The organism is Bacillus sp. iso_77, from assembly GCF_056173625.1.
Window position 1 is genome coordinate 84,189 of the sequence record NZ_CM149683.1, and the last position, 24,965, is coordinate 109,153.

At 46.2% G+C, this 24,965-nt stretch carries 14 protein-coding genes, 9 tRNA genes and 6 rRNA genes; all 29 read left to right on the top strand.

Annotation, left to right across the window (positions count from 1 at the left end):
• Positions 1-21 precede the first annotated feature (21 nt).
• The 29 genes from cysK (at position 22) to clpC (ending at position 24,946) form a co-directional block, all read left to right on the top strand.
• A complete protein-coding gene (gene cysK / locus AC0VYC_RS00445; RefSeq protein WP_017359310.1) occupies positions 22-945 on the top strand; it encodes a cysteine synthase A in 924 nt (307 codons plus the stop codon).
• A 124-nt stretch (positions 946-1,069) separates the two neighbouring features.
• Positions 1,070-2,488, top strand: a complete 1,419-nt coding sequence (locus AC0VYC_RS00450) for an anthranilate synthase component I family protein (RefSeq protein WP_178929426.1) — start codon at positions 1,070-1,072, stop codon at positions 2,486-2,488.
• 13 nt (positions 2,489-2,501) lie between these two features.
• On the top strand, positions 2,502-3,095 hold the full coding sequence (gene pabA, locus AC0VYC_RS00455) for an aminodeoxychorismate/anthranilate synthase component II (protein WP_268372938.1): 594 nt from the start codon (positions 2,502-2,504) through the stop codon (positions 3,093-3,095).
• Positions 3,092-3,940, top strand: coding sequence for an aminodeoxychorismate lyase (gene pabC / locus AC0VYC_RS00460; RefSeq protein WP_061417642.1), 849 nt, complete (start codon positions 3,092-3,094; stop codon positions 3,938-3,940). The genes pabA and pabC overlap by 4 nt, the downstream gene beginning before the upstream one ends.
• A 9-nt stretch (positions 3,941-3,949) precedes the next feature.
• A complete protein-coding gene (gene folP, locus AC0VYC_RS00465) occupies positions 3,950-4,807 on the top strand; it encodes a dihydropteroate synthase (RefSeq protein WP_058337199.1) in 858 nt (285 codons plus the stop codon).
• Entirely contained in the window at positions 4,800-5,162 is a 363-nt protein-coding gene (folB, locus tag AC0VYC_RS00470; protein ID WP_216099589.1) for a dihydroneopterin aldolase, read from the top strand. The genes folP and folB overlap by 8 nt, the downstream gene beginning before the upstream one ends.
• Positions 5,159-5,662 carry a 2-amino-4-hydroxy-6-hydroxymethyldihydropteridine diphosphokinase gene (folK, locus tag AC0VYC_RS00475; protein ID WP_007496156.1) on the top strand — a complete coding sequence of 168 codons (504 nt, stop codon included), beginning with the start codon at positions 5,159-5,161 and terminating at the stop codon, positions 5,660-5,662. The genes folB and folK overlap by 4 nt, the downstream gene beginning before the upstream one ends.
• Positions 5,614-5,847: a helix-turn-helix domain-containing protein gene (locus AC0VYC_RS00480; RefSeq protein WP_008341798.1), complete on the top strand. Its 234-nt coding sequence runs from the start codon at positions 5,614-5,616 to the stop codon at positions 5,845-5,847. The genes folK and AC0VYC_RS00480 overlap by 49 nt, the downstream gene beginning before the upstream one ends.
• Positions 5,840-6,841 carry a tRNA dihydrouridine synthase DusB gene (gene dusB, locus AC0VYC_RS00485; protein ID WP_035704043.1) on the top strand — a complete coding sequence of 334 codons (1,002 nt, stop codon included), beginning with the start codon at positions 5,840-5,842 and terminating at the stop codon, positions 6,839-6,841. Before AC0VYC_RS00480 ends, dusB begins: the two co-directional genes overlap by 8 nt.
• A 90-nt stretch (positions 6,842-6,931) precedes the next feature.
• The gene (gene lysS, locus AC0VYC_RS00490; protein ID WP_024719373.1) at positions 6,932-8,431 is read left to right on the top strand and encodes a lysine--tRNA ligase; all 1,500 of its coding nucleotides are present in this window, start codon (positions 6,932-6,934) and stop codon (positions 8,429-8,431) included.
• 344 nt (positions 8,432-8,775) lie between these two features.
• Positions 8,776-10,324, top strand: a 16S ribosomal RNA gene (locus AC0VYC_RS00495).
• Positions 10,325-10,506: 182 nt separating this feature from the next.
• A 23S ribosomal RNA gene (locus AC0VYC_RS00500) occupies positions 10,507-13,437 on the top strand.
• Positions 13,438-13,498: 61 nt separating this feature from the next.
• Positions 13,499-13,614, top strand: a 5S ribosomal RNA gene (rrf, locus tag AC0VYC_RS00505).
• 782 nt (positions 13,615-14,396) lie between these two features.
• A tRNA-Val gene (locus tag AC0VYC_RS00510) sits at positions 14,397-14,472 on the top strand.
• 33 nt (positions 14,473-14,505) lie between these two features.
• Positions 14,506-14,581: transfer RNA gene (locus tag AC0VYC_RS00515), tRNA-Thr, on the top strand.
• 37 nt (positions 14,582-14,618) lie between these two features.
• A tRNA-Lys gene (locus AC0VYC_RS00520) sits at positions 14,619-14,694 on the top strand.
• 7 nt (positions 14,695-14,701) lie between these two features.
• Positions 14,702-14,784, top strand: a tRNA-Leu gene (locus AC0VYC_RS00525).
• Between the two features lie 30 nt (positions 14,785-14,814).
• A tRNA-Gly gene (locus AC0VYC_RS00530) sits at positions 14,815-14,886 on the top strand.
• Positions 14,887-14,898: 12 nt separating this feature from the next.
• Positions 14,899-14,984: transfer RNA gene (locus AC0VYC_RS00535), tRNA-Leu, on the top strand.
• Positions 14,985-14,995: 11 nt separating this feature from the next.
• Positions 14,996-15,072: transfer RNA gene (locus AC0VYC_RS00540), tRNA-Arg, on the top strand.
• A gap of 7 nt (positions 15,073-15,079) precedes the next feature.
• A tRNA-Pro gene (locus tag AC0VYC_RS00545) sits at positions 15,080-15,156 on the top strand.
• Positions 15,157-15,164: 8 nt separating this feature from the next.
• Positions 15,165-15,240: transfer RNA gene (locus tag AC0VYC_RS00550), tRNA-Ala, on the top strand.
• 125 nt (positions 15,241-15,365) lie between these two features.
• Positions 15,366-16,914: ribosomal RNA gene (locus tag AC0VYC_RS00555) — 16S ribosomal RNA — on the top strand.
• A 182-nt stretch (positions 16,915-17,096) separates the two neighbouring features.
• A 23S ribosomal RNA gene (locus AC0VYC_RS00560) occupies positions 17,097-20,027 on the top strand.
• A gap of 61 nt (positions 20,028-20,088) precedes the next feature.
• Positions 20,089-20,204 (top strand): 5S ribosomal RNA (gene rrf / locus AC0VYC_RS00565).
• The 16S, 23S and 5S rRNA genes sit together here with 9 tRNA genes alongside, the layout of an rRNA operon.
• 177 nt (positions 20,205-20,381) lie before the next feature.
• The gene (locus tag AC0VYC_RS00570) at positions 20,382-20,846 is read left to right on the top strand and encodes a CtsR family transcriptional regulator (protein ID WP_003217184.1); all 465 of its coding nucleotides are present in this window, start codon (positions 20,382-20,384) and stop codon (positions 20,844-20,846) included.
• Positions 20,847-20,860: 14 nt separating this feature from the next.
• Positions 20,861-21,418 (top strand): UvrB/UvrC motif-containing protein, encoded by a 558-nt coding sequence (locus tag AC0VYC_RS00575; RefSeq protein WP_007496258.1) that lies wholly within the window; start codon positions 20,861-20,863, stop codon positions 21,416-21,418.
• Positions 21,419-21,422: 4 nt separating this feature from the next.
• Entirely contained in the window at positions 21,423-22,514 is a 1,092-nt protein-coding gene (locus AC0VYC_RS00580; protein ID WP_024718295.1) for a protein arginine kinase, read from the top strand.
• Complete coding sequence (gene clpC / locus AC0VYC_RS00585) at positions 22,511-24,946, top strand: ATP-dependent protease ATP-binding subunit ClpC (RefSeq protein ID WP_058337230.1); 2,436 nt, start codon at positions 22,511-22,513, stop codon at positions 24,944-24,946. The genes AC0VYC_RS00580 and clpC overlap by 4 nt, the downstream gene beginning before the upstream one ends.
• The last annotated feature ends 19 nt before the right edge of the window (positions 24,947-24,965 follow it).

Sequence of the window (24,965 nt, forward strand, 5' to 3'; positions counted from 1 at the left end):
TCGGAGATAGAGGTGTTAGTGATGGCTCGTATTGCAAATTCAGTTTTTGAACTAATAGGAAATACACCAGTCGTTAAATTAAACCGTTTAGTAGATGAAGACAGTGCGGATGTCTACTTGAAACTTGAATATATGAACCCAGGCAGCAGTGTAAAAGATCGTATTGCGTTAGCGATGATCGAAGATGCTGAAGCAAAAGGTACATTAAAAGCTGGTGACACACTCATTGAGCCAACAAGCGGAAACACAGGAATCGGTCTTGCGATGGTCGCGGCTGCAAAAGGAATCAATGCGATTTTAGTTATGCCGGATACAATGAGTCAGGAGCGCCGCAACCTTTTACGCGCTTACGGTGCAGAACTTGTATTAACACCGGGTGCAGAAGGAATGAAAGGTGCCATCAAAAAAGCAGAAGAATTAGCAGAAGAGCACGGATACTTCATGCCTCAGCAGTTCAGCAATGAAGCCAACGCTGAGATTCACCGCCGCACAACAGGGAAAGAGATTCTTGAACAGTTTGACGGCGAACTTGATGCATTTATTGCAGGAGTTGGTACGGGTGGTACGATTACAGGTGCTGGTGAAGTCCTGAAAGAAGCCATTCCATCTATTCAGCTTTATGCGGTAGAACCAACAGATTCTCCTGTACTATCAGGCGGGAAACCAGGTCCGCATAAAATTCAAGGCATCGGAGCAGGATTTGTTCCATCTATCTTGAACACAGAAGTATATGACGGCATTATCCAAGTGAAAAACGAAGATGCATTTGAACTTGCAAGAAAGGCAGCGAAAGAAGAAGGAATCCTTGGTGGTATATCTTCAGGAGCAGCCATTTATGCAGCGCTTCAAACAGCGAAGAAGCTTGGTAAAGGGAAAAAAGTTCTAGCGATTATTCCAAGTAACGGTGAACGTTACCTTAGTACGCCGCTTTATCAATTTGATTAAACAATACACCCCAGCATTTGCTGGGGTTTTTTTATGAATTCTGAAGATGGAAAGCAAATACTATTTTCTAAATAAATTGGATTGCATTACAATAAGATTAATGAAAATGAAAAAGGATGATAACATGACACAACGTAGGCCGATGGGCATCAAAATTCCTTTTACGAAAGATGCATTCTTGAAACGATACGAACAATTAACGGCTCATGAATCACATCACGTCCTTCTTGAAAGTGCACGTGGCGGAGAATACAGTATTGCCGGCATTCATCCGATCGCTAAAGCGAAAGGGAAGGACGGGATGACCACCATCCATTATCAGAATGAGGTGTTGTTCAAAGAGGGAGATCCTTTTAGGGCATTTGCTGATTGGTTTCAAACCCTACAAACAGAAACGAACGACGAATATCCTGACTTCCAAGGTGGAGCGATTGGATTTTTAAGCTATGATTACGCAAGATATATCGAGCATTTTAAAATGCTGTCCATCGATGATTTGAAGACGCCTGATTTGTATTTCCTCGTATTCAATGATGTCGCTGTCTTTGATCATAATAAAGACGTCCTCTGGCTGATGACTCATACAGAAGGAGACGAACCTGTCAGTGAAGTTCATCAAAGACTCGAAGAATTAAAGCAAAGCTGGACAAGCACATCAGAAGAATCAGCACATTCACCTGTCAATGTGTCTTCTTCGGAATGTGTACCTGCTGTACCTTTTACTGAAGAAGCTTTCGGGGAAGCTGTAGAAACGATTAAACAATATATCGCCAGCGGTGACGTGTTCCAAGTGAACCTATCCATTAGACAAGATGAACAGCTTCATACCCACCCATATCATTTATACAAAACATTACGTCACGTGAATCCATCTCCATATATGTCATATCTGCACACGCCAGATTTCCAAATTGTCTGTGGATCTCCAGAGCTGCTTATTAAGAAAAAAGGCATTCAGCTCGAAACAAGACCGATCGCTGGCACAAGATCAAGAGGCAAGGATGATGCGGAAGATCAAGCGCTGGCAAAAGAACTCATTGAAGATGAAAAAGAACGTGCAGAACATGTGATGCTCGTTGATCTTGAGCGGAATGATCTTGGACGAGTGTCTATTTATGGCTCAGTCAAGGTGAACGAATTTATGGCCATTGAGAAATATTCACACGTGATGCACATTGTATCAAATGTCCAAGGGGAGCTGCGTGATGATTGTGATGCAGTAGATGTCATGAGAGCTGTATTCCCAGGCGGCACAATTACAGGTGCGCCAAAAGTGAGAACAATGGAAATCATAGAAGAGCTTGAGCCGACAAGGCGTGGGCTTTATACTGGATCTATAGGCTGGTTTGGATTCAATCAAGATATGCATTTTAATATCGTCATTCGTACGGCTTATTGTACAGGGGGCAGAGCCTTCATGCAGTCAGGTGCAGGCATTGTCATCGATTCTGTACCAAAGCACGAATACAAAGAATCGATTAAAAAAGCCTATGCAGTGAAAAAAGCATTACAGTTGAGCAAAGAAGAGACTATTTTGAGTTAGAGGTGAGCAGAGTATGATATTAATGATTGATAATTACGATTCATTTACGTACAACCTGGTCCAGTATTTAGGTGAGCTTGGGGAAGAACTGATTGTAAAACGAAACGATCAAGTCACTATTCAAGAAATCGAAGAGCTTAAGCCAGACTTTCTGATGATTTCTCCAGGACCTTGCAGTCCGGATGAAGCAGGAATTAGTATGGAAGCGATCAAACATTTTGCTGGGAAGATTCCGATCTTCGGTGTCTGTTTAGGTCATCAATCCATTGCACAAGTATTTGGTGGAGATGTCATTCGTGCGGAGCGGTTAATGCATGGGAAAACATCAGAGATTGAACATGACGGCAAAGGTGTCTTCACGGGACTCCAAAATCCGCTCGTCGCAACGAGATATCATTCATTAATTGTTAAAGACGAGACGCTACCGGAGTGCTTTGTCAGAACAGCGAGCACAAAAGAAGGCGAACTCATGGCCATTCGCCATAAAGAACTTCAGATTGAAAGTGTTCAATTCCATCCAGAATCGATTATGACATCCTTCGGTAAGGAAATGCTCAGAAATTTCATTGAAACCTATCGTAAAAAGGGGAATGAAGTAAACGCATGATCATTTACCTGAACGGTCAGTATATAGAGGAGAAAGATGCGACTCTTTCTCCTTTTGATCATGGTTTTCTATATGGCATCGGTGTATTCGAAACATTTACCTCTCTAGCAGGACAAGTCTTCTTGTTAGACTGGCATCTTGAAAGGCTCAATCAATCATTGCGTGACCTTTGCATCGAATCCACAATAGAGAAACCATTTGTACTCGACATCATTCATACATTATTCAATCAAAACCAAATAACGGACGGTCATGCGAGGATCCGCTTCAATGTTTCTGCGGGCAGAGGTAATGGATTTTCTGCAGACCCTTATGAGGAGCCTGTTGTTTTTGTGATGATCTCCCCATTCCGGCCAGAATCAATAGTAGATGAAAAACAGGGAATCATTCTTGATACAAGAAGAAACACACCGGAAGGTCCAAGACGGCTCAAGTCGCATCATTACATGAACAACCTGCTGGCGAAAAGAGAAGTAGGGAACGATCCGTCTGTAGAAGGGATCTTTTTAACAAAAGAAGACGATGTGGCAGAAGGAATTACGTCAAATCTATTTTGGCGAAAAAAAGATGTGATCTATACACCTTCACTTGATACCGGCATTTTAAACGGGGTTACCCGTCGATATTGTATCGAAACGCTGCAAGCTTCGGGGATCCCACTAATAGAAGGAAGATATCCACTCTCGCACTTGCTCTCAGCTGATGAGGCGTGGATGACCAATTCGGTTCAGGGAATTGTGCCTTTTAAAAATATCGGAGACACCGTTCTGCAAAACCACAACCGAACGATTTCGACCAAGCTGAGAACAGAATATACAAAAGAACGTCTAGAACATAAAGAGTAGGTGGACACAATGACACAACAATTGATAAAACAGCCTAAAATCATACAAGCCAAGCACCATACCCTTAGTTATGAAGAGAAGACATTGGTCATGGGCATTTTAAATGTCACACCGGACTCTTTTTCAGATGGAGGAAAATTCAATCAAATTGATAAAGCGCTAGCTCATGCAACGCAGCTCATAGAAGATGGGGCGCATATTATTGATATTGGCGGTGAATCGACTCGGCCGGGAGCGGCACTTGTCTCAGAGCAAGAGGAGCTTTCAAGGGTCATTCCTGTCATTGAGAAGATCACAAAAGAATTGGACATACCTATTTCTATTGATACGTATAAAGCCCATGTCGCAGATGAGGCAGTGAAAGCGGGAGCCTCAATCATTAATGATGTATGGGGGGCGAAAGCTGATCCTCAAATGGCGCATGTGGCAGCGAAGCACAACGTGCCAATCATCTTAATGCACAATCGACCAGAGCGGAATTACACCCATCTGATTTCAGATATGATTGCAGATCTGAAAGAAAGTGTTCAAATTGTAAAACAAGCGGGTGTCGGTGATGACATGATTATATTAGACCCTGGTGTAGGATTTGCGAAAAATAAAACTGACAACCTCATGGTCATGAATGAACTTGAACATTTTTGCCACCTAGGGTATCCGCTGCTTCTAGCAACATCCCGCAAACGATTCATCGGTGCAGTTTTAGACCTGCCGCCTGAAGAACGTACTGAAGGAACGGGTGCGACGGTCTGTCTTGGGATTCAAAAGGGCAGCGCGATGGTCCGAGTGCACGATGTAAAAGAAATCGCAAGAATGGCAAAAATGATGGATGCCATGCTGAATAAAGGAGGCGCTTATCATCGATAAAGTATATGTAAACGGAATGGAATTTTACGGCTATCACGGTGTATTTGCAGAAGAGAATAAACTAGGCCAGCGCTTTCGTGTGGACCTAACAGCTTCACTGGATTTAAGTAAGGCAGGACAAACGGATGACCTAAATGAGACCATCAACTATGCTGAGCTCTACAACATCTGCAAAAATATTGTAGAAGGGAACCCAGTGAACCTCGTTGAAACGCTGACAGAAAGAATTGCAAACCAAGTGTTAAAGGACTTTCCGACAGTTCAAGAATGTACAGTAAAAGTAATCAAACCAGATCCGCCAATTCCAGGACACTATCAGTCCGTTGCCATTGAAATGACGAGATCACGCGCATGAACAATACAGCATATATCGCTTTAGGCTCAAACATAGGAAAAAAGGAAACCTACTTAAAAGAAGCTGTCAAAAAACTTCACGAACATCCAGGTGTTCAAGTTGAATCCATTTCATCTATATATGAGACAACACCTGTAGGCTACGAGAATCAGGATGACTTCTTGAACATGGCTGTGAAGATTTCCACCTCGCTTCGTCCTGAAGAACTTCTATCACTGACTCAGAACATTGAGCAGGAGTTAGGCAGAACAAGAGAAGTGAGGTGGGGTCCACGGACAGCTGACCTTGACATTTTACTTTATAATCGTGAAAATATTGAAACAGAACAACTTGTAGTGCCGCATCCTAGAATGTACGAACGTTTATTCGTTCTTGTTCCGATGAGTGAGATTTGCCCAGAAATCGGCGAAGCCCAGATAAACGCCGTAACAGACCAAGAAGGTGTAAGCATATGGAAAAAGACATGTGGGGTAGAAGAATTCGTGCATACCGAAAGCTAAAAGGGTATACTCAGGAAGGGTTCGCCAAAAGACTGGGCATCTCTGTCTCTGTCTTAGGGGAAATTGAGCGAGGCAATCGATTACCAACAAACCAAATGGTTGGTCAAATAGCAGATGCTTTAAATATAACGGTGGAAGAACTTTCACCAATTCTTGAAGAAGAAAGGAGGGGACATGATGTTTAAAATCGGAGATATCGAAATTAAAAACAAAGTAGTGCTCGCACCAATGGCTGGTGTGTGTAACTCTGCTTTCAGACTCACGGTGAAAGAGTTTGGAGCGGGCTTAGTCTGCGCTGAAATGGTCAGTGACAAAGCGATCTTGATTAATAATGCCAGAACGATGGGCATGCTGTACATTGATGAACGTGAAAAACCGTTGAGCCTTCAGATATTTGGGGGAGAAAAGGACACGCTCGTAGAAGCGGCCAAGTTTGTAGACCAGAATACAACGGCGGACATTATTGATATTAATATGGGATGTCCTGTACCAAAGATCACGAAATGTGACGCAGGAGCGAAATGGCTGCTGGATCCAAACAAGATTTACGAAATGGTATCCGCAGTCGTAGAAGCTGTAGATAAACCTGTTACTGTGAAAATGAGAATGGGTTGGGACGAAGACCATATTTTCGCTATCGAAAATGCCCGTGCTGTTGAACGAGCAGGTGGACAAGCGGTTGCGCTTCACGGACGGACACGTGTGCAGATGTACGAAGGAACAGCGAATTGGGATATTATAAAAGAGGTCAAACAATCTGTTTCCATTCCAGTCATCGGCAATGGAGATGTCAAAACCCCTCAAGATGCAAAACGTATGCTTGATGAAACGGGTGCAGATGCTGTCATGATCGGAAGAGCCGCACTAGGAAACCCGTGGATGATTTACCGGACGGTTCATTATTTAGAAACGGGTGAACTAAAAGAAGAGCCTAATGTGCGTGAGAAAATGTCTGTGTGCAAACTTCACTTAGACAGACTCATAGACCTGAAAGGCGAGCATGTGGCTGTCAGAGAAATGAGAAAACATGCAGCATGGTACTTAAAAGGTGTCCGAGGCAATGCTGATGTAAGAAACCAAATCAATCAAAGTGAAACGAGAGCGGAGCTTGTAAAAGTTCTAGATGACTTTACGATCGAAGCCGAGGCAAAAGAGCTTCAAAGAATAAAAGTAGGATAAGACTATCTTTCTTTTTGTAGCTCACTGCTAGTGCACGTACTGGCAGTTTTTCTGCTTTTCTCTGCAAAATACATTATTGGAGTGATATAAATGAGTAATGAAGGGCTTAATAACGAAGAATTAAATGATCAATTCCAAGTAAGACGTGACAAAATGAATAAAATGAGAGAAGAGGGTATCGATCCATTCGGTGAACGATATGACCGTTCTCATCAATCCGCACAAATTATTGCTGAATATGACGAGTTTTCAAAAGAAGACTTAGAAGAAAAAGCAGCTCAAGTAACAATTGCTGGCCGTATGATGACAAAACGCGGAAAAGGGAAAGCTGGCTTTGCACACATTCAAGACTTAGAAGGACAAATTCAAATCTATGTACGTAAAGATAGTGTAGGAGAAGAAGCTTACGAATTATTCAAAAGCTCGGACCTAGGCGATATTATCGGTGTGACTGGAACCGTATTTAAAACGAATGTAGGAGAACTTTCAATTAAAGCGACTAGCTTTGAGGTTCTTACAAAAGCACTTCGCCCGCTCCCTGATAAATATCACGGACTAAAAGATGTAGAACAACGCTATCGTCAGCGTTACCTTGACCTGATTGTCAATCCAGAAAGTAAGCAGACGTTCATCATGCGAAGCAAAATCATTCAATCAATGAGAAGATACTTAGATTCAAAAGGATACCTAGAAGTTGAAACACCAACAATGCATAGCATCCCTGGTGGTGCATCAGCTCGTCCTTTCATTACTCATCACAATGCACTTGATATGCCACTTTATATGCGTATTGCGATCGAGCTGCATTTAAAACGTCTAATTGTCGGTGGTCTAGAGAAAGTATACGAGATTGGTCGCGTATTCCGTAATGAAGGAGTCTCAACTCGTCATAACCCGGAATTTACTATGATTGAGCTGTATGAAGCATATGCAGACTATAAAGACATCATGAACCTAACGGAAAACTTGATTGCTCATATTGCCCAAGAGGTGCTGGGAACAACAACAATTCAATATGGAGAAGATCAAATTGATCTAAAACCTGAATGGAAGAGACTCCATATGGTTGAAGCAGTCAAAGAAGCAACAGGTGTAGACTTCTGGCAGGAGATGTCTGTAGAAGAAGCAAAACAGCATGCTGCTGATCACGATGTTGAAATCACAAAAAACATGACAGTAGGTCATATTATCAATGAGTTCTTCGAGCAAAAAGTAGAAGAAACACTGGTTCAGCCTACTTTTATTTACGGGCACCCAGTTGAGATTTCTCCATTAGCTAAGAAAAATCCTGAAGACCCGCGCTTCACGGACCGCTTTGAGCTATTCATCGTGCGTCGCGAGCATGCAAATGCATTCACCGAGCTGAATGATCCAATCGACCAAAGAGAACGTTTTGAAGCTCAATTAAAAGAACGTGAAGAAGGAAATGACGAAGCGCATCTCATGGATGACGATTTTGTTGAAGCATTAGAATATGGCATGCCGCCAACAGGCGGACTAGGAATCGGTATCGACCGATTAATCATGCTGCTAACAAATTCTCCATCAATCAGAGATGTACTGCTTTTCCCGCAAATGAGAAACCGTTAATACATCAACAAAAGCGCCATTTGATCTGTGGCGCTTTTTATTTTTCATAAAATGAAACTTTTTTCAAAAAAACTATTGCAAGAAAAGAATTCAGATGGTATATTATTATTCGTTGCCGCAAAACAGCAACGAGGTTGAAAAAAGAAAATGAAAAAAGTTCTTGACTTCAACCAAAGCGAAATGTTAAGATATTAAAGTCGCTTACGAGCGATAACGAAGATGATCTTTGAAAACTAAACAAGACAAAACGTACCTGTTAATTCGAGTTTTTATAAAAAAATCCTATGATACATCATAGGTAGTCAGTCAAACGCTGACGAAAAACAAAACTTCGGTTTTGTACTTTTTCGGAGAGTTTGATCCTGGCTCAGGACGAACGCTGGCGGCGTGCCTAATACATGCAAGTCGAGCGGACAGAAGGGAGCTTGCTCCCGGATGTTAGCGGCGGACGGGTGAGTAACACGTGGGTAACCTGCCTGTAAGACTGGGATAACTCCGGGAAACCGGAGCTAATACCGGATAGTTCCTTGAACCGCATGGTTCAAGGATGAAAGACGGTTTCGGCTGTCACTTACAGATGGACCCGCGGCGCATTAGCTAGTTGGTGAGGTAACGGCTCACCAAGGCGACGATGCGTAGCCGACCTGAGAGGGTGATCGGCCACACTGGGACTGAGACACGGCCCAGACTCCTACGGGAGGCAGCAGTAGGGAATCTTCCGCAATGGACGAAAGTCTGACGGAGCAACGCCGCGTGAGTGATGAAGGTTTTCGGATCGTAAAGCTCTGTTGTTAGGGAAGAACAAGTGCAAGAGTAACTGCTTGCACCTTGACGGTACCTAACCAGAAAGCCACGGCTAACTACGTGCCAGCAGCCGCGGTAATACGTAGGTGGCAAGCGTTGTCCGGAATTATTGGGCGTAAAGGGCTCGCAGGCGGTTTCTTAAGTCTGATGTGAAAGCCCCCGGCTCAACCGGGGAGGGTCATTGGAAACTGGGAAACTTGAGTGCAGAAGAGGAGAGTGGAATTCCACGTGTAGCGGTGAAATGCGTAGAGATGTGGAGGAACACCAGTGGCGAAGGCGACTCTCTGGTCTGTAACTGACGCTGAGGAGCGAAAGCGTGGGGAGCGAACAGGATTAGATACCCTGGTAGTCCACGCCGTAAACGATGAGTGCTAAGTGTTAGGGGGTTTCCGCCCCTTAGTGCTGCAGCTAACGCATTAAGCACTCCGCCTGGGGAGTACGGTCGCAAGACTGAAACTCAAAGGAATTGACGGGGGCCCGCACAAGCGGTGGAGCATGTGGTTTAATTCGAAGCAACGCGAAGAACCTTACCAGGTCTTGACATCCTCTGACAACCCTAGAGATAGGGCTTTCCCTTCGGGGACAGAGTGACAGGTGGTGCATGGTTGTCGTCAGCTCGTGTCGTGAGATGTTGGGTTAAGTCCCGCAACGAGCGCAACCCTTGATCTTAGTTGCCAGCATTCAGTTGGGCACTCTAAGGTGACTGCCGGTGACAAACCGGAGGAAGGTGGGGATGACGTCAAATCATCATGCCCCTTATGACCTGGGCTACACACGTGCTACAATGGACAGAACAAAGGGCTGCGAGACCGCAAGGTTTAGCCAATCCCACAAATCTGTTCTCAGTTCGGATCGCAGTCTGCAACTCGACTGCGTGAAGCTGGAATCGCTAGTAATCGCGGATCAGCATGCCGCGGTGAATACGTTCCCGGGCCTTGTACACACCGCCCGTCACACCACGAGAGTTTGCAACACCCGAAGTCGGTGAGGTAACCTTTATGGAGCCAGCCGCCGAAGGTGGGGCAGATGATTGGGGTGAAGTCGTAACAAGGTAGCCGTATCGGAAGGTGCGGCTGGATCACCTCCTTTCTAAGGATATATGGAGCAGCGTACGTTTCTCGTCTTGTTTAGTTTTGAAGGATCATTCCTTCAAACATGTCTCTAGCGAGACAGGATTGTTCTTTGAAAACTAGATAACAATAAGTAATACATTCACATTGAATGCAATGCAAAGTTCATCACACATAGTGATTCTTTCTAAAGTAAGAAATGGTTAAGTTAGAAAGGGCGCACGGTGGATGCCTTGGCACTAGGAGCCGATGAAGGACGGGACGAACACCGATATGCTTCGGGGAGCTGTAAGCAAGCTTTGATCCGGAGATTTCCGAATGGGGAAACCCACTGCTCGTAATGGAGTAGTATCCATACTTGAATACATAGAGTATGAGAAGGCATACCCGGGGAACTGAAACATCTAAGTACCCGGAGGAAGAGAAAGCAAATGCGATTCCCTGAGTAGCGGCGAGCGAAACGGGAACAGCCCAAACCAAGAGGCTTGCCTCTTGGGGTTGTAGGACACTCTATACGGAGTTACAAAGGAACGATATAAGCGAAGAGGTCTGGAAAGGCCCGCCAAAGAAGGTAACAGCCCTGTAACTGAAATGTTGTTCTCTCCAGAGTGGATCCTGAGTACGGCGGAACACGTGAAATTCCGTCGGAATCCGGGAGGACCATCTCCCAAGGCTAAATACTCCCTAGTGACCGATAGTGAACCAGTACCGTGAGGGAAAGGTGAAAAGCACCCCGGAAGGGGAGTGAAATAGATCCTGAAACCGTGTGCCTACAAGTAGTCAGAGCCCGTTAACGGGTGATGGCGTGCCTTTTGTAGAATGAACCGGCGAGTTACGATCCCGTGCAAGGTTAAGCAGAAGATGCGGAGCCGCAGCGAAAGCGAGTCTGAATAGGGCGCATGAGTACGTGGTCGTAGACCCGAAACCAGGTGATCTACCCATGTCCAGGGTGAAGTTCAGGTAACACTGAATGGAGGCCCGAACCCACGCACGTTGAAAAGTGCGGGGATGAGGTGTGGGTAGGGGTGAAATGCCAATCGAACCTGGAGATAGCTGGTTCTCTCCGAAATAGCTTTAGGGCTAGCCTCAAGGTAAGAGTCTCGGAGGTAGAGCACTGATTGGACTAGGGGCCCCTACCGGGTTACCGAATTCAGTCAAACTCCGAATGCCGATGACTTATCCTTGGGAGTCAGACTGCGAGTGATAAGATCCGTAGTCGAAAGGGAAACAGCCCAGACCGCCAGCTAAGGTCCCAAAGTATACGTTAAGTGGAAAAGGATGTGGAGTTGCTTAGACAACCAGGATGTTGGCTTAGAAGCAGCCACCATTTAAAGAGTGCGTAATAGCTCACTGGTCGAGTGACTCTGCGCCGAAAATGTACCGGGGCTAAACGTATCACCGAAGCTGCGGACTGTTCTTACGAACAGTGGTAGGAGAGCGTTCTAAGTGCAGTGAAGTCAGACCGGAAGGACTGGTGGAGCGCTTAGAAGTGAGAATGCCGGTATGAGTAGCGAAAGACGGGTGAGAATCCCGTCCACCGAATGCCTAAGGTTTCCTGAGGAAGGCTCGTCCGCTCAGGGTTAGTCGGGACCTAAGCCGAGGCCGAAAGGCGTAGGCGATGGACAACAGGTTGATATTCCTGTACCACCTCCTCACCATTTGAGCAATGGGGGGACGCAGGAGGATAGGGTAAGCGCGGTATTGGATATCCGCGTCCAAGCAGTTAGGCTGGGAAATAGGCAAATCCGTTTCCCGTGAAGGCTGAGCTGTGATGGCGAGCGAAATTTAGTAGCGAAGTTCCTGATTCCACACTGCCAAGAAAAGCCTCTAGCGAGGTGAGAGGTGCCCGTACCGCAAACCGACACAGGTAGGCGAGGAGAGAATCCTAAGGTGATCGAGAGAACTCTCGTTAAGGAACTCGGCAAAATGACCCCGTAACTTCGGGAGAAGGGGTGCTTCTTAGGGTGTTAAAGCCCCGAGAAGCCGCAGTGAATAGGCCCAGGCGACTGTTTAGCAAAAACACAGGTCTCTGCGAAGCCGTAAGGCGAAGTATAGGGGCTGACGCCTGCCCGGTGCTGGAAGGTTAAGAGGAGCGCTTAGCGTAAGCGAAGGTGCGAATTGAAGCCCCAGTAAACGGCGGCCGTAACTATAACGGTCCTAAGGTAGCGAAATTCCTTGTCGGGTAAGTTCCGACCCGCACGAAAGGCGCAACGATCTGGGCACTGTCTCAACGAGAGACTCGGTGAAATTATAGTACCTGTGAAGATGCAGGTTACCCGCGACAGGACGGAAAGACCCCGTGGAGCTTTACTGCAGCCTGATATTGAATGTTGGTACAGCTTGTACAGGATAGGTAGGAGCCTTGGAAACCGGAGCGCTAGCTTCGGTGGAGGCATCGGTGGGATACTACCCTGGCTGTATTGACCTTCTAACCCGCTGCCCTTATCGGGCAGGGAGACAGTGTCAGGTGGGCAGTTTGACTGGGGCGGTCGCCTCCTAAAATGTAACGGAGGCGCCCAAAGGTTCCCTCAGAATGGTTGGAAATCATTCGCAGAGTGTAAAGGCACAAGGGAGCTTGACTGCGAGACCTACAAGTCGAGCAGGGACGAAAGTCGGGCTTAGTGATCCGGTGGTTCCGCATGGAAGGGCCATCGCTCAACGGATAAAAGCTACCCCGGGGATAACAGGCTTATCTCCCCCAAGAGTCCACATCGACGGGGAGGTTTGGCACCTCGATGTCGGCTCATCGCATCCTGGGGCTGTAGTCGGTCCCAAGGGTTGGGCTGTTCGCCCATTAAAGCGGTACGCGAGCTGGGTTCAGAACGTCGTGAGACAGTTCGGTCCCTATCCGTCGCGGGCGCAGGAAATTTGAGAGGAGCTGTCCTTAGTACGAGAGGACCGGGATGGACGCACCGCTGGTGTACCAGTTGTTCTGCCAAGGGCATCGCTGGGTAGCTATGTGCGGACGGGATAAGTGCTGAAAGCATCTAAGCATGAAGCCCCCCTCAAGATGAGATTTCCCATTCCGCAAGGAAGTAAGATCCCTGAAAGATGATCAGGTTGATAGGTCTGAGGTGGAAGCGTGGTGACACGTGGAGCTGACAGATACTAATAGATCGAGGACTTAACCTATATTCTAATGTGAAAAATGAACATTGTTATCTAGTTTTGAGAGAACATTCTCTCCATCAGGTTTGGTGGCGATAGCGAAGAGGTCACACCCGTTCCCATACCGAACACGGAAGTTAAGCTCTTCAGCGCCGATGGTAGTTGGGGGTTTCCCCCTGTGAGAGTAGGACGCCGCCAAGCTTTTCAAAGGATCAGTTCCAGTCGGAACTGGTCTTTTTTGTGTTTTAATAAATGATATATCTATTTATATTGAAAATAGTGGTCTTTTACTACATTCTCAATAACTCATTCATTTCATCCCCTTCACTGGAATTCTAGACATTCTATAAAATTCTTATCATCCAATCTCGTCGCTCGCTCATCTTGCTAAGAGTCAACATCGAAAGAGTAAACATGTCTAAAAAGGATCTTCTCTTCTGGCAACCATATGTAGTGAACTGCGCTTGCTGCTAGATCATTGAAACCTACATAAGAGAGCAAAGGGCATCTTGGTTTGCTAATGAGAGAGGGGAGGAAGATTTGAGTTAAGCACCACAATGTTTGATGAGGCAAGGGAACATTGAGACGAATTTTTGGAAAATGACCAGGATCAATTTAATATAAAGCAAATATACAAAATGGTTTCTCGGAAAAATAAAATAATAAAAAAATTCGTTTCTATATGCACGCTATCTGAGGATTTAAGGAATGAAACAAACATTTTTCAGCTTTAAAAGAGCTGTTTTTACATTGAAAAAGCGCTATTAATGCCCTTTTTAACAAAAAAACATAAAAAAATGAAAAAAAGACTTTTAAAATGAAGAGACAAGTGGTAAAATTCTTTAGGTGCCTTAACGAAAAGATGTGAAAAAATAGCTTTAAAATAAATTCAAAAATTATTTTAAAAAAGTCTTTACAAACAATATCTTATCGTTATATAATACTATTTGTCAGATCGAGAGACATTCGAAACGACATAATATGGAGGATTAGCTCAGCTGGGAGAGCATCTGCCTTACAAGCAGAGGGTCGGCGGTTCGAGCCCGTCATCCTCCACCATATTTATTCTTACATAATGTTAGGATAGATAAAGCCGGTGTAGCTCAACTGGTAGAGCAACTGACTTGTAATCAGTAGGTTGGGGGTTCAAGTCCTCTTGCCGGCACCACTTTCATATGGTAAGATAGACAAGTCGCTTTAAAAGCGAGCCATTAGCTCAGTTGGTAGAGCATCTGACTTTTAATCAGAGGGTCGAAGGTTCGAGTCCTTCATGGCTCACCATTTTCATGCGGGTGTGGCGGAATTGGCAGACGCGCTAGACTTAGGATCTAGTGTCTTTATGACGTGGGGGTTCAAGTCCCTTCACCCGCATTGCCAAACAACATAAAGAAATCCTGTAATGCGGAAGTAGTTCAGTGGTAGAACACCACCTTGCCAAGGTGGGGGTCGCGGGTTCGAATCCCGTCTTCCGCTTATACCATCCACGCCGGGGTGGTGGAATTGGCAGACACACAGGACTTAAAATCCTGCGGTAGGTGACTACCGTGCCGGTTCAAGTCCGGCCCTCGGCATTATAAAATAAGCGCCCGTAGCTCAATTGGATAGAGCGTTTGACTACGGATCAAAAGGTTAGGGGTTCGACTCCTCTCGGGCGCGCCATTAAGATCGGGAAGTAGCTCAGCTTGGTAGAGCACTTGGTTTGGGACCAAGGGGTCGCAGGTTCGAATCCTGTCTTCCCGACCATCTTTTATGGGGCCTTAGCTCAGCTGGGAGAGCGCCTGCCTTGCACGCAGGAGGTCAGCGGTTCGATCCCGCTAGGCTCCACCAATATGATCTTTGAAAACTAAACAAGACAAAACGTACCTGTTAATTCGAGTTTTTATAAAAAAATCCTATGATACATCATAGGTAGTCAGTCAAACTGGCGAAAAGCAAAACTTCGGTTTTGTACTTTTTCGGAGAGTTTGATCCTGGCTCAGGACGAACGCTGGCGGCGTGCCTAATACATGCAAGTCGAGCGGACAGAAGGGAGCTTGCTCCCGGATGTTAGCGGCGGACGGGTGAGTAACACGTGGGTAACCTGCCTGTAAGACTGGGATAACTCCGGGAAACCGGAGCTAATACCGGATAGTTCCTTGAACCGCATGGTTCAAGGATGAAAGACGGTTTCGGCTGTCACTTACAGATGGACCCGCGGCGCATTAGCTAGTTGGTGAGGTAACGGCTCACCAAGGCGACGATGCGTAGCCGACCTGAGAGGGTGATCGGCCACACTGGGACTGAGACACGGCCCAGACTCCTACGGGAGGCAGCAGTAGGGAATCTTCCGCAATGGACGAAAGTCTGACGGAGCAACGCCGCGTGAGTGATGAAGGTTTTCGGATCGTAAAGCTCTGTTGTTAGGGAAGAACAAGTGCAAGAGTAACTGCTTGCACCTTGACGGTACCTAACCAGAAAGCCACGGCTAACTACGTGCCAGCAGCCGCGGTAATACGTAGGTGGCAAGCGTTGTCCGGAATTATTGGGCGTAAAGGGCTCGCAGGCGGTTTCTTAAGTCTGATGTGAAAGCCCCCGGCTCAACCGGGGAGGGTCATTGGAAACTGGGAAACTTGAGTGCAGAAGAGGAGAGTGGAATTCCACGTGTAGCGGTGAAATGCGTAGAGATGTGGAGGAACACCAGTGGCGAAGGCGACTCTCTGGTCTGTAACTGACGCTGAGGAGCGAAAGCGTGGGGAGCGAACAGGATTAGATACCCTGGTAGTCCACGCCGTAAACGATGAGTGCTAAGTGTTAGGGGGTTTCCGCCCCTTAGTGCTGCAGCTAACGCATTAAGCACTCCGCCTGGGGAGTACGGTCGCAAGACTGAAACTCAAAGGAATTGACGGGGGCCCGCACAAGCGGTGGAGCATGTGGTTTAATTCGAAGCAACGCGAAGAACCTTACCAGGTCTTGACATCCTCTGACAACCCTAGAGATAGGGCTTTCCCTTCGGGGACAGAGTGACAGGTGGTGCATGGTTGTCGTCAGCTCGTGTCGTGAGATGTTGGGTTAAGTCCCGCAACGAGCGCAACCCTTGATCTTAGTTGCCAGCATTCAGTTGGGCACTCTAAGGTGACTGCCGGTGACAAACCGGAGGAAGGTGGGGATGACGTCAAATCATCATGCCCCTTATGACCTGGGCTACACACGTGCTACAATGGACAGAACAAAGGGCTGCGAGACCGCAAGGTTTAGCCAATCCCACAAATCTGTTCTCAGTTCGGATCGCAGTCTGCAACTCGACTGCGTGAAGCTGGAATCGCTAGTAATCGCGGATCAGCATGCCGCGGTGAATACGTTCCCGGGCCTTGTACACACCGCCCGTCACACCACGAGAGTTTGCAACACCCGAAGTCGGTGAGGTAACCTTTATGGAGCCAGCCGCCGAAGGTGGGGCAGATGATTGGGGTGAAGTCGTAACAAGGTAGCCGTATCGGAAGGTGCGGCTGGATCACCTCCTTTCTAAGGATATATGGAGCAGCGTACGTTTCTCGTCTTGTTTAGTTTTGAAGGATCATTCCTTCAAACATGTCTCTAGCGAGACAGGATTGTTCTTTGAAAACTAGATAACAATAAGTAATACATTCACATTGAATGCAATGCAAAGTTCATCACACATAGTGATTCTTTCTAAAGTAAGAAATGGTTAAGTTAGAAAGGGCGCACGGTGGATGCCTTGGCACTAGGAGCCGATGAAGGACGGGACGAACACCGATATGCTTCGGGGAGCTGTAAGCAAGCTTTGATCCGGAGATTTCCGAATGGGGAAACCCACTGCTCGTAATGGAGTAGTATCCATACTTGAATACATAGAGTATGAGAAGGCATACCCGGGGAACTGAAACATCTAAGTACCCGGAGGAAGAGAAAGCAAATGCGATTCCCTGAGTAGCGGCGAGCGAAACGGGAACAGCCCAAACCAAGAGGCTTGCCTCTTGGGGTTGTAGGACACTCTATACGGAGTTACAAAGGAACGATATAAGCGAAGAGGTCTGGAAAGGCCCGCCAAAGAAGGTAACAGCCCTGTAACTGAAATGTTGTTCTCTCCAGAGTGGATCCTGAGTACGGCGGAACACGTGAAATTCCGTCGGAATCCGGGAGGACCATCTCCCAAGGCTAAATACTCCCTAGTGACCGATAGTGAACCAGTACCGTGAGGGAAAGGTGAAAAGCACCCCGGAAGGGGAGTGAAATAGATCCTGAAACCGTGTGCCTACAAGTAGTCAGAGCCCGTTAACGGGTGATGGCGTGCCTTTTGTAGAATGAACCGGCGAGTTACGATCCCGTGCAAGGTTAAGCAGAAGATGCGGAGCCGCAGCGAAAGCGAGTCTGAATAGGGCGCATGAGTACGTGGTCGTAGACCCGAAACCAGGTGATCTACCCATGTCCAGGGTGAAGTTCAGGTAACACTGAATGGAGGCCCGAACCCACGCACGTTGAAAAGTGCGGGGATGAGGTGTGGGTAGGGGTGAAATGCCAATCGAACCTGGAGATAGCTGGTTCTCTCCGAAATAGCTTTAGGGCTAGCCTCAAGGTAAGAGTCTCGGAGGTAGAGCACTGATTGGACTAGGGGCCCCTACCGGGTTACCGAATTCAGTCAAACTCCGAATGCCGATGACTTATCCTTGGGAGTCAGACTGCGAGTGATAAGATCCGTAGTCGAAAGGGAAACAGCCCAGACCGCCAGCTAAGGTCCCAAAGTATACGTTAAGTGGAAAAGGATGTGGAGTTGCTTAGACAACCAGGATGTTGGCTTAGAAGCAGCCACCATTTAAAGAGTGCGTAATAGCTCACTGGTCGAGTGACTCTGCGCCGAAAATGTACCGGGGCTAAACGTATCACCGAAGCTGCGGACTGTTCTTACGAACAGTGGTAGGAGAGCGTTCTAAGTGCAGTGAAGTCAGACCGGAAGGACTGGTGGAGCGCTTAGAAGTGAGAATGCCGGTATGAGTAGCGAAAGACGGGTGAGAATCCCGTCCACCGAATGCCTAAGGTTTCCTGAGGAAGGCTCGTCCGCTCAGGGTTAGTCGGGACCTAAGCCGAGGCCGAAAGGCGTAGGCGATGGACAACAGGTTGATATTCCTGTACCACCTCCTCACCATTTGAGCAATGGGGGGACGCAGGAGGATAGGGTAAGCGCGGTATTGGATATCCGCGTCCAAGCAGTTAGGCTGGGAAATAGGTAAATCCGTTTCCCGTGAAGGCTGAGCTGTGATGGCGAGCGAAATTTAGTAGCGAAGTTCCTGATTCCACACTGCCAAGAAAAGCCTCTAGCGAGGTGAGAGGTGCCCGTACCGCAAACCGACACAGGTAGGCGAGGAGAGAATCCTAAGGTGATCGAGAGAACTCTCGTTAAGGAACTCGGCAAAATGACCCCGTAACTTCGGGAGAAGGGGTGCTTCTTAGGGTGTTAAAGCCCCGAGAAGCCGCAGTGAATAGGCCCAGGCGACTGTTTAGCAAAAACACAGGTCTCTGCGAAGCCGTAAGGCGAAGTATAGGGGCTGACGCCTGCCCGGTGCTGGAAGGTTAAGAGGAGCGCTTAGCGTAAGCGAAGGTGCGAATTGAAGCCCCAGTAAACGGCGGCCGTAACTATAACGGTCCTAAGGTAGCGAAATTCCTTGTCGGGTAAGTTCCGACCCGCACGAAAGGCGCAACGATCTGGGCACTGTCTCAACGAGAGACTCGGTGAAATTATAGTACCTGTGAAGATGCAGGTTACCCGCGACAGGACGGAAAGACCCCGTGGAGCTTTACTGCAGCCTGATATTGAATGTTGGTACAGCTTGTACAGGATAGGTAGGAGCCTTGGAAACCGGAGCGCTAGCTTCGGTGGAGGCATCGGTGGGATACTACCCTGGCTGTATTGACCTTCTAACCCGCTGCCCTTATCGGGCAGGGAGACAGTGTCAGGTGGGCAGTTTGACTGGGGCGGTCGCCTCCTAAAATGTAACGGAGGCGCCCAAAGGTTCCCTCAGAATGGTTGGAAATCATTCGCAGAGTGTAAAGGCACAAGGGAGCTTGACTGCGAGACCTACAAGTCGAGCAGGGACGAAAGTCGGGCTTAGTGATCCGGTGGTTCCGCATGGAAGGGCCATCGCTCAACGGATAAAAGCTACCCCGGGGATAACAGGCTTATCTCCCCCAAGAGTCCACATCGACGGGGAGGTTTGGCACCTCGATGTCGGCTCATCGCATCCTGGGGCTGTAGTCGGTCCCAAGGGTTGGGCTGTTCGCCCATTAAAGCGGTACGCGAGCTGGGTTCAGAACGTCGTGAGACAGTTCGGTCCCTATCCGTCGCGGGCGCAGGAAATTTGAGAGGAGCTGTCCTTAGTACGAGAGGACCGGGATGGACGCACCGCTGGTGTACCAGTTGTTCTGCCAAGGGCATCGCTGGGTAGCTATGTGCGGACGGGATAAGTGCTGAAAGCATCTAAGCATGAAGCCCCCCTCAAGATGAGATTTCCCATTCCGCAAGGAAGTAAGATCCCTGAAAGATGATCAGGTTGATAGGTCTGAGGTGGAAGCGTGGTGACATGTGGAGCTGACAGATACTAATAGATCGAGGACTTAACCTATATTCTAATGTGAAAAATGAACATTGTTATCTAGTTTTGAGAGAACATTCTCTCCATCAGGTTTGGTGGCGATAGCGAAGAGGTCACACCCGTTCCCATACCGAACACGGAAGTTAAGCTCTTCAGCGCCGATGGTAGTTGGGGGTTTCCCCCTGTGAGAGTAGGACGCCGCCAAGCTTGTCAAAGGATCAGTTCCAATCGGAACTGGTCTTTTTTGTGTTTTTGGGACGTTTGGCACCAGATAAATGTGGAAATAATATTGTTAGTTGAGCGATTATCTTGAAAAATCGATCGAAAAAATTTATAGTAAGATTAAAGTCAAATATAGTCAAAGTCAATGGAGGAGGAGGCGGAGTGGCACAAAATATTTCTGATATCATCGAGCAGTATTTGAAGGAAGTCTTGGATCAGAATGGTCGAGAAATATTAGAAATTAAACGCAATGAAATTGCAGATAAGTTTCAATGCGTACCTTCACAAATTAACTATGTTATCAATACACGCTTTACGAGCGAAAGAGGTTATATCGTTGAAAGTAAGCGTGGCGGCGGTGGCTATATCCGTATCATTAAAGTCAAAATGAATGATGAAGTCGATTTATTGAACAACATTATTTCCCAAATATATCATCGTTTATCACAGGCTGCATCTGATCATATCATCATGCGTCTTGTTGAGAACAACATTTTATCCGAAAGAGAAGCAAAGATGATGATTAGTGTCATGGACCGTTCTGTTTTACACATTGATTTACCTGAACGAGATGAACTGAGAGCTCGGATGATGAAAGCGATGTTAAATGCTTTGAAATTAAAGTAAAGCGGGTGAAAAGATTGATTTGTCAAGAATGCAATGAGAGACCAGCCACTTTTCACTTTACGAAAGTAATAAATGGAGAAAAACAAGAAATGCACATATGTGAACAATGTGCAAAAGAAAACAGTGATTCATATGCTATGAGTGGAAACCAAGGTTTCTCGATTCACAACTTATTATCAGGCTTATTGAATATTGATCCTAGCTTTACCACAAGTGCGAATAAAGGATCATCTATTTTTCAAGAGGCAAGAGAAGTGGATCAATGTCCTAAGTGTGGCTTAACTTTTCAGCAATTCAGGAAAACAGGCCGTTTTGGCTGTGCAGAATGTTATCGAACCTTTGATCAGTATTTAAATCCTGTTTTAAGGAAAGTCCATAGTGGAAATACAGTCCATAATGGAAAAGTCCCTAAACGGATTGCCGGCAGTCTGCATGTTCGCCGGAAACTTGAGTTAATGCAGCAAGAACTGAAGCAGCTGATTGAACAGGAAGAGTTTGAAAAAGCAGCGGAAGTTCGAGATCAAATTCGTGCATTAGAGCATGAGCAATCTCAGCAGAGGGAGGGAGATTAACGACATGTCGCTCCAGCATTTTATTCAAGACGCATTAAGTCAATGGATGAAACAGAAAGGACCAGAAAGTGACATTGTTCTAAGCAGTCGTATTCGACTGGCACGCAATCTAGAGCATGTTCGTTTCCCAACTCAGTTTTCTCAAGAGGAGGCTGAAGCTGTTCTTCAGCAATTCGAGCAAAAGTTTGCGAGCCAGGAAGTGAAGGACATTGGAAACTTTGTTCTGATTCGAATGAATGAAACGCAGCCTTTGGCTAAAAGGGTACTTGTTGAAAAGCATTTGATTAGCCCCAATTTAGCAGAATCAAGATTTGGCGGCTGTTTGCTTTCAGAAAATGAAGAAATCAGTGTCATGCTGAATGAGGAAGACCATATTCGTATTCAATGCTTGTTCCCAGGATTTCAGCTGGCTAATGCACTAAAAGCAGCTAACCAAATAGATGACTGGATTGAAGAGCAAGTGGATTATGCGTTTTCAGAAAAGCGAGGATACTTAACGAGCTGTCCGACCAATGTAGGTACAGGTATTAGGGCTTCAGTCATGATGCACTTACCAGCATTAGCCCTGACAAGACAAATGAATCGCATTATTCCTGCAATTAATCAATTAGGTCTTGTGGTCAGAGGAATTTATGGTGAGGGTAGCGAAGCAATAGGGAACATCTTTCAAATTTCAAATCAAATGACACTGGGTCAATCAGAAGAAGATATTGTAGATGACTTGAATAGTGTGACGGCGCAGCTCATTGAACAAGAGCGATCTGCACGTAAGGCATTATATCAGACGTCTAAAATTGAACTTGAAGACAGAGTGTACCGTTCCTTGGGGATTTTGGCTAATTGTCGCATGATTGAATCTAAGGAAACGGCTAAGTGTTTGTCAGATGTGCGACTTGGAATTGATTTAGGTATCATTAAGGGGCTTTCAAGTAATATACTGAATGAACTCATGATTTTGACACAGCCTGGCTTCCTTCAGCAATATTCAGGAGGAGCCTTGGAACCAAATGAAAGAGATATAAAACGAGCAGCAATTATCAGAGAAAGGCTGCGCTTAGAAATGCATAGGAATGGACAGGAGGATGAAACGATATGATGTTTGGAAGATTCACTGAAAGAGCTCAAAAGGTATTAGCACTTGCACAAGAAGAAGCCATTCGCCTAGGCCATAAGAACATCGGTACAGAGCATATTTTACTTGGTCTTGTACGTGAAGGTGAGGGCATCGCCGCAAAAGCATTAGAAGCACTGGGCCTTGTTTCAGATAAAATCCAAAAAGAAGTCGAGAGCTTGATTGGAAGAGGGCAAGAGGTGTCTCAAGCTATTCCTCATTACACACCTAGAGCGAAGAAGGTTACGGAGCTTTCTATGGATGAAGCGAGAAAGCTTGGTCATTCCTATGTAGGGACAGAACATATTCTTTTAGGTCTTATTCGTGAGGGAGAGGGTGTAGCTGCCCGTGTCTTAAATAACCTCGGAGTGAGCTTAAATAAAGCACGCCAGCAAGTATTGCAGCTTCTAGGCAGCAATGAAACGGGTGCATCTGCGTCAGGATCTAATAGCAATGCCAATACACCAACTTTAGATAGCTTGGCAAGAGACTTAACGGCTATTGCGAAAGAGGACAGCTTGGACCCTGTGATTGGCCGCAGCAAAGAAATTCAGCGTGTCATAGAGGTCCTAAGTAGAAGAACAAAGAATAACCCTGTCTTGATTGGAGAGCCTGGTGTTGGTAAAACAGCGATCGCAGAAGGTCTCGCACAGCAAATTATTCACAACGAAGTGCCTGAAATTCTGCGTGATAAACGAGTCATGACACTTGATATGGGAACCGTTGTAGCGGGAACGAAATATCGTGGTGAATTCGAGGATCGTTTGAAAAAAGTCATGGACGAAATCCGTCAGGCTGGAAATATCATTCTCTTCATTGATGAGCTTCATACACTGATTGGTGCAGGTGGAGCAGAGGGTGCGATTGATGCCTCTAATATTCTAAAACCATCTTTAGCACGTGGTGAGCTTCAATGTATCGGGGCAACAACGTTAGATGAGTACCGTAAATATATTGAGAAAGATGCTGCACTTGAACGTCGATTCCAGCCAATTCAAGTGGACCAGCCATCTGTCGATGAAAGTATTCAAATTTTAAGAGGGCTTAGAGACCGTTATGAAGCACATCACCGTGTGTCTATTACAGATGAAGCCATTGAGGCGGCGGTAAAGCTTTCTGATCGTTATATCTCCGATCGTTTCCTTCCAGATAAGGCGATCGACTTAATTGATGAGGCGGGTTCAAAAGTTCGCTTACGTTCTTTCACAACACCGCCTAATCTAAAGGAACTTGAGCAAAAGCTGGATGAAGTACGCAAGGAAAAGGATGCAGCTGTTCAAAGTCAAGAATTTGAAAAAGCCGCTTCACTTCGTGATACGGAGCAACGTTTGCGTGAAAAGGTAGAAGTGACGAAGAAATCTTGGAAAGAAAAGCAGGGACAAGAGAATTCAGAGGTTTCTGTGGATGATATCGCAATGGTTGTTTCTAGCTGGACGGGAGTACCTGTTTCAAAAATTGCTCAAACAGAAACAGATAAGCTTCTAAACATGGAACAATTGCTCCACTCTCGCGTCATTGGACAGGATGAAGCAGTTGTTGCTGTTGCAAAAGCTGTAAGACGTGCCCGTGCTGGACTAAAAGATCCGAAACGTCCGATTGGCTCCTTTATTTTCTTAGGGCCAACAGGTGTTGGTAAGACTGAGCTTGCAAGAGCACTCGCTGAGTCTATCTTCGGTGATGAAGAAGCGATGATTCGTATTGATATGTCTGAGTACATGGAAAAACACTCGACTTCAAGACTTGTTGGATCACCTCCAGGCTATGTGGGCTATGATGAGGGTGGTCAGCTGACTGAAAAGGTGAGAAGAAAGCCGTATTCTGTCGTGCTTCTAGATGAGATTGAAAAGGCGCACCCTGATGTGTTTAACATCTTACTTCAAGTGTTAGAAGATGGTCGTCTCACTGATTCTAAAGGTCGTACTGTTGACTTTAGAAATACGATTTTGATTATGACTTCAAACGTTGGAGCTAGTGAGCTGAAGCGCAATAAATATGTTGGCTTTAACGTGCAGGATGAAAGTCAAAATTACAAAGATATGAAAGGCAAAGTTATGGGTGAGCTGAAACGTGCGTTTAGACCGGAGTTCATCAACCGTATTGATGAAATCATTGTCTTCCACTCACTCGAAAAGAAACATCTAAAAGAGATTGTGTCTCTCATGTCTGATCAATTGACAAAACGACTAAAAGAGCAGGACCTTTCAATTGAATTGACGGAAGCAGCAAAAGCCAAGATTGCCGACGAAGGCGTAGATCTTGAGTATGGTGCTCGTCCGTTAAGAAGAGCGATTCAAAAGCACGTCGAGGATCGACTTTCTGAGGAATTGCTGAAAGGCAATATTGAAAAGGGCCAACATATCGTATTAGATGTAGAAGATGGAGAAATTGTCGTAAAAGCAACGGCTGCTACGAACTAATATAGTAAGAAAAAAGTGT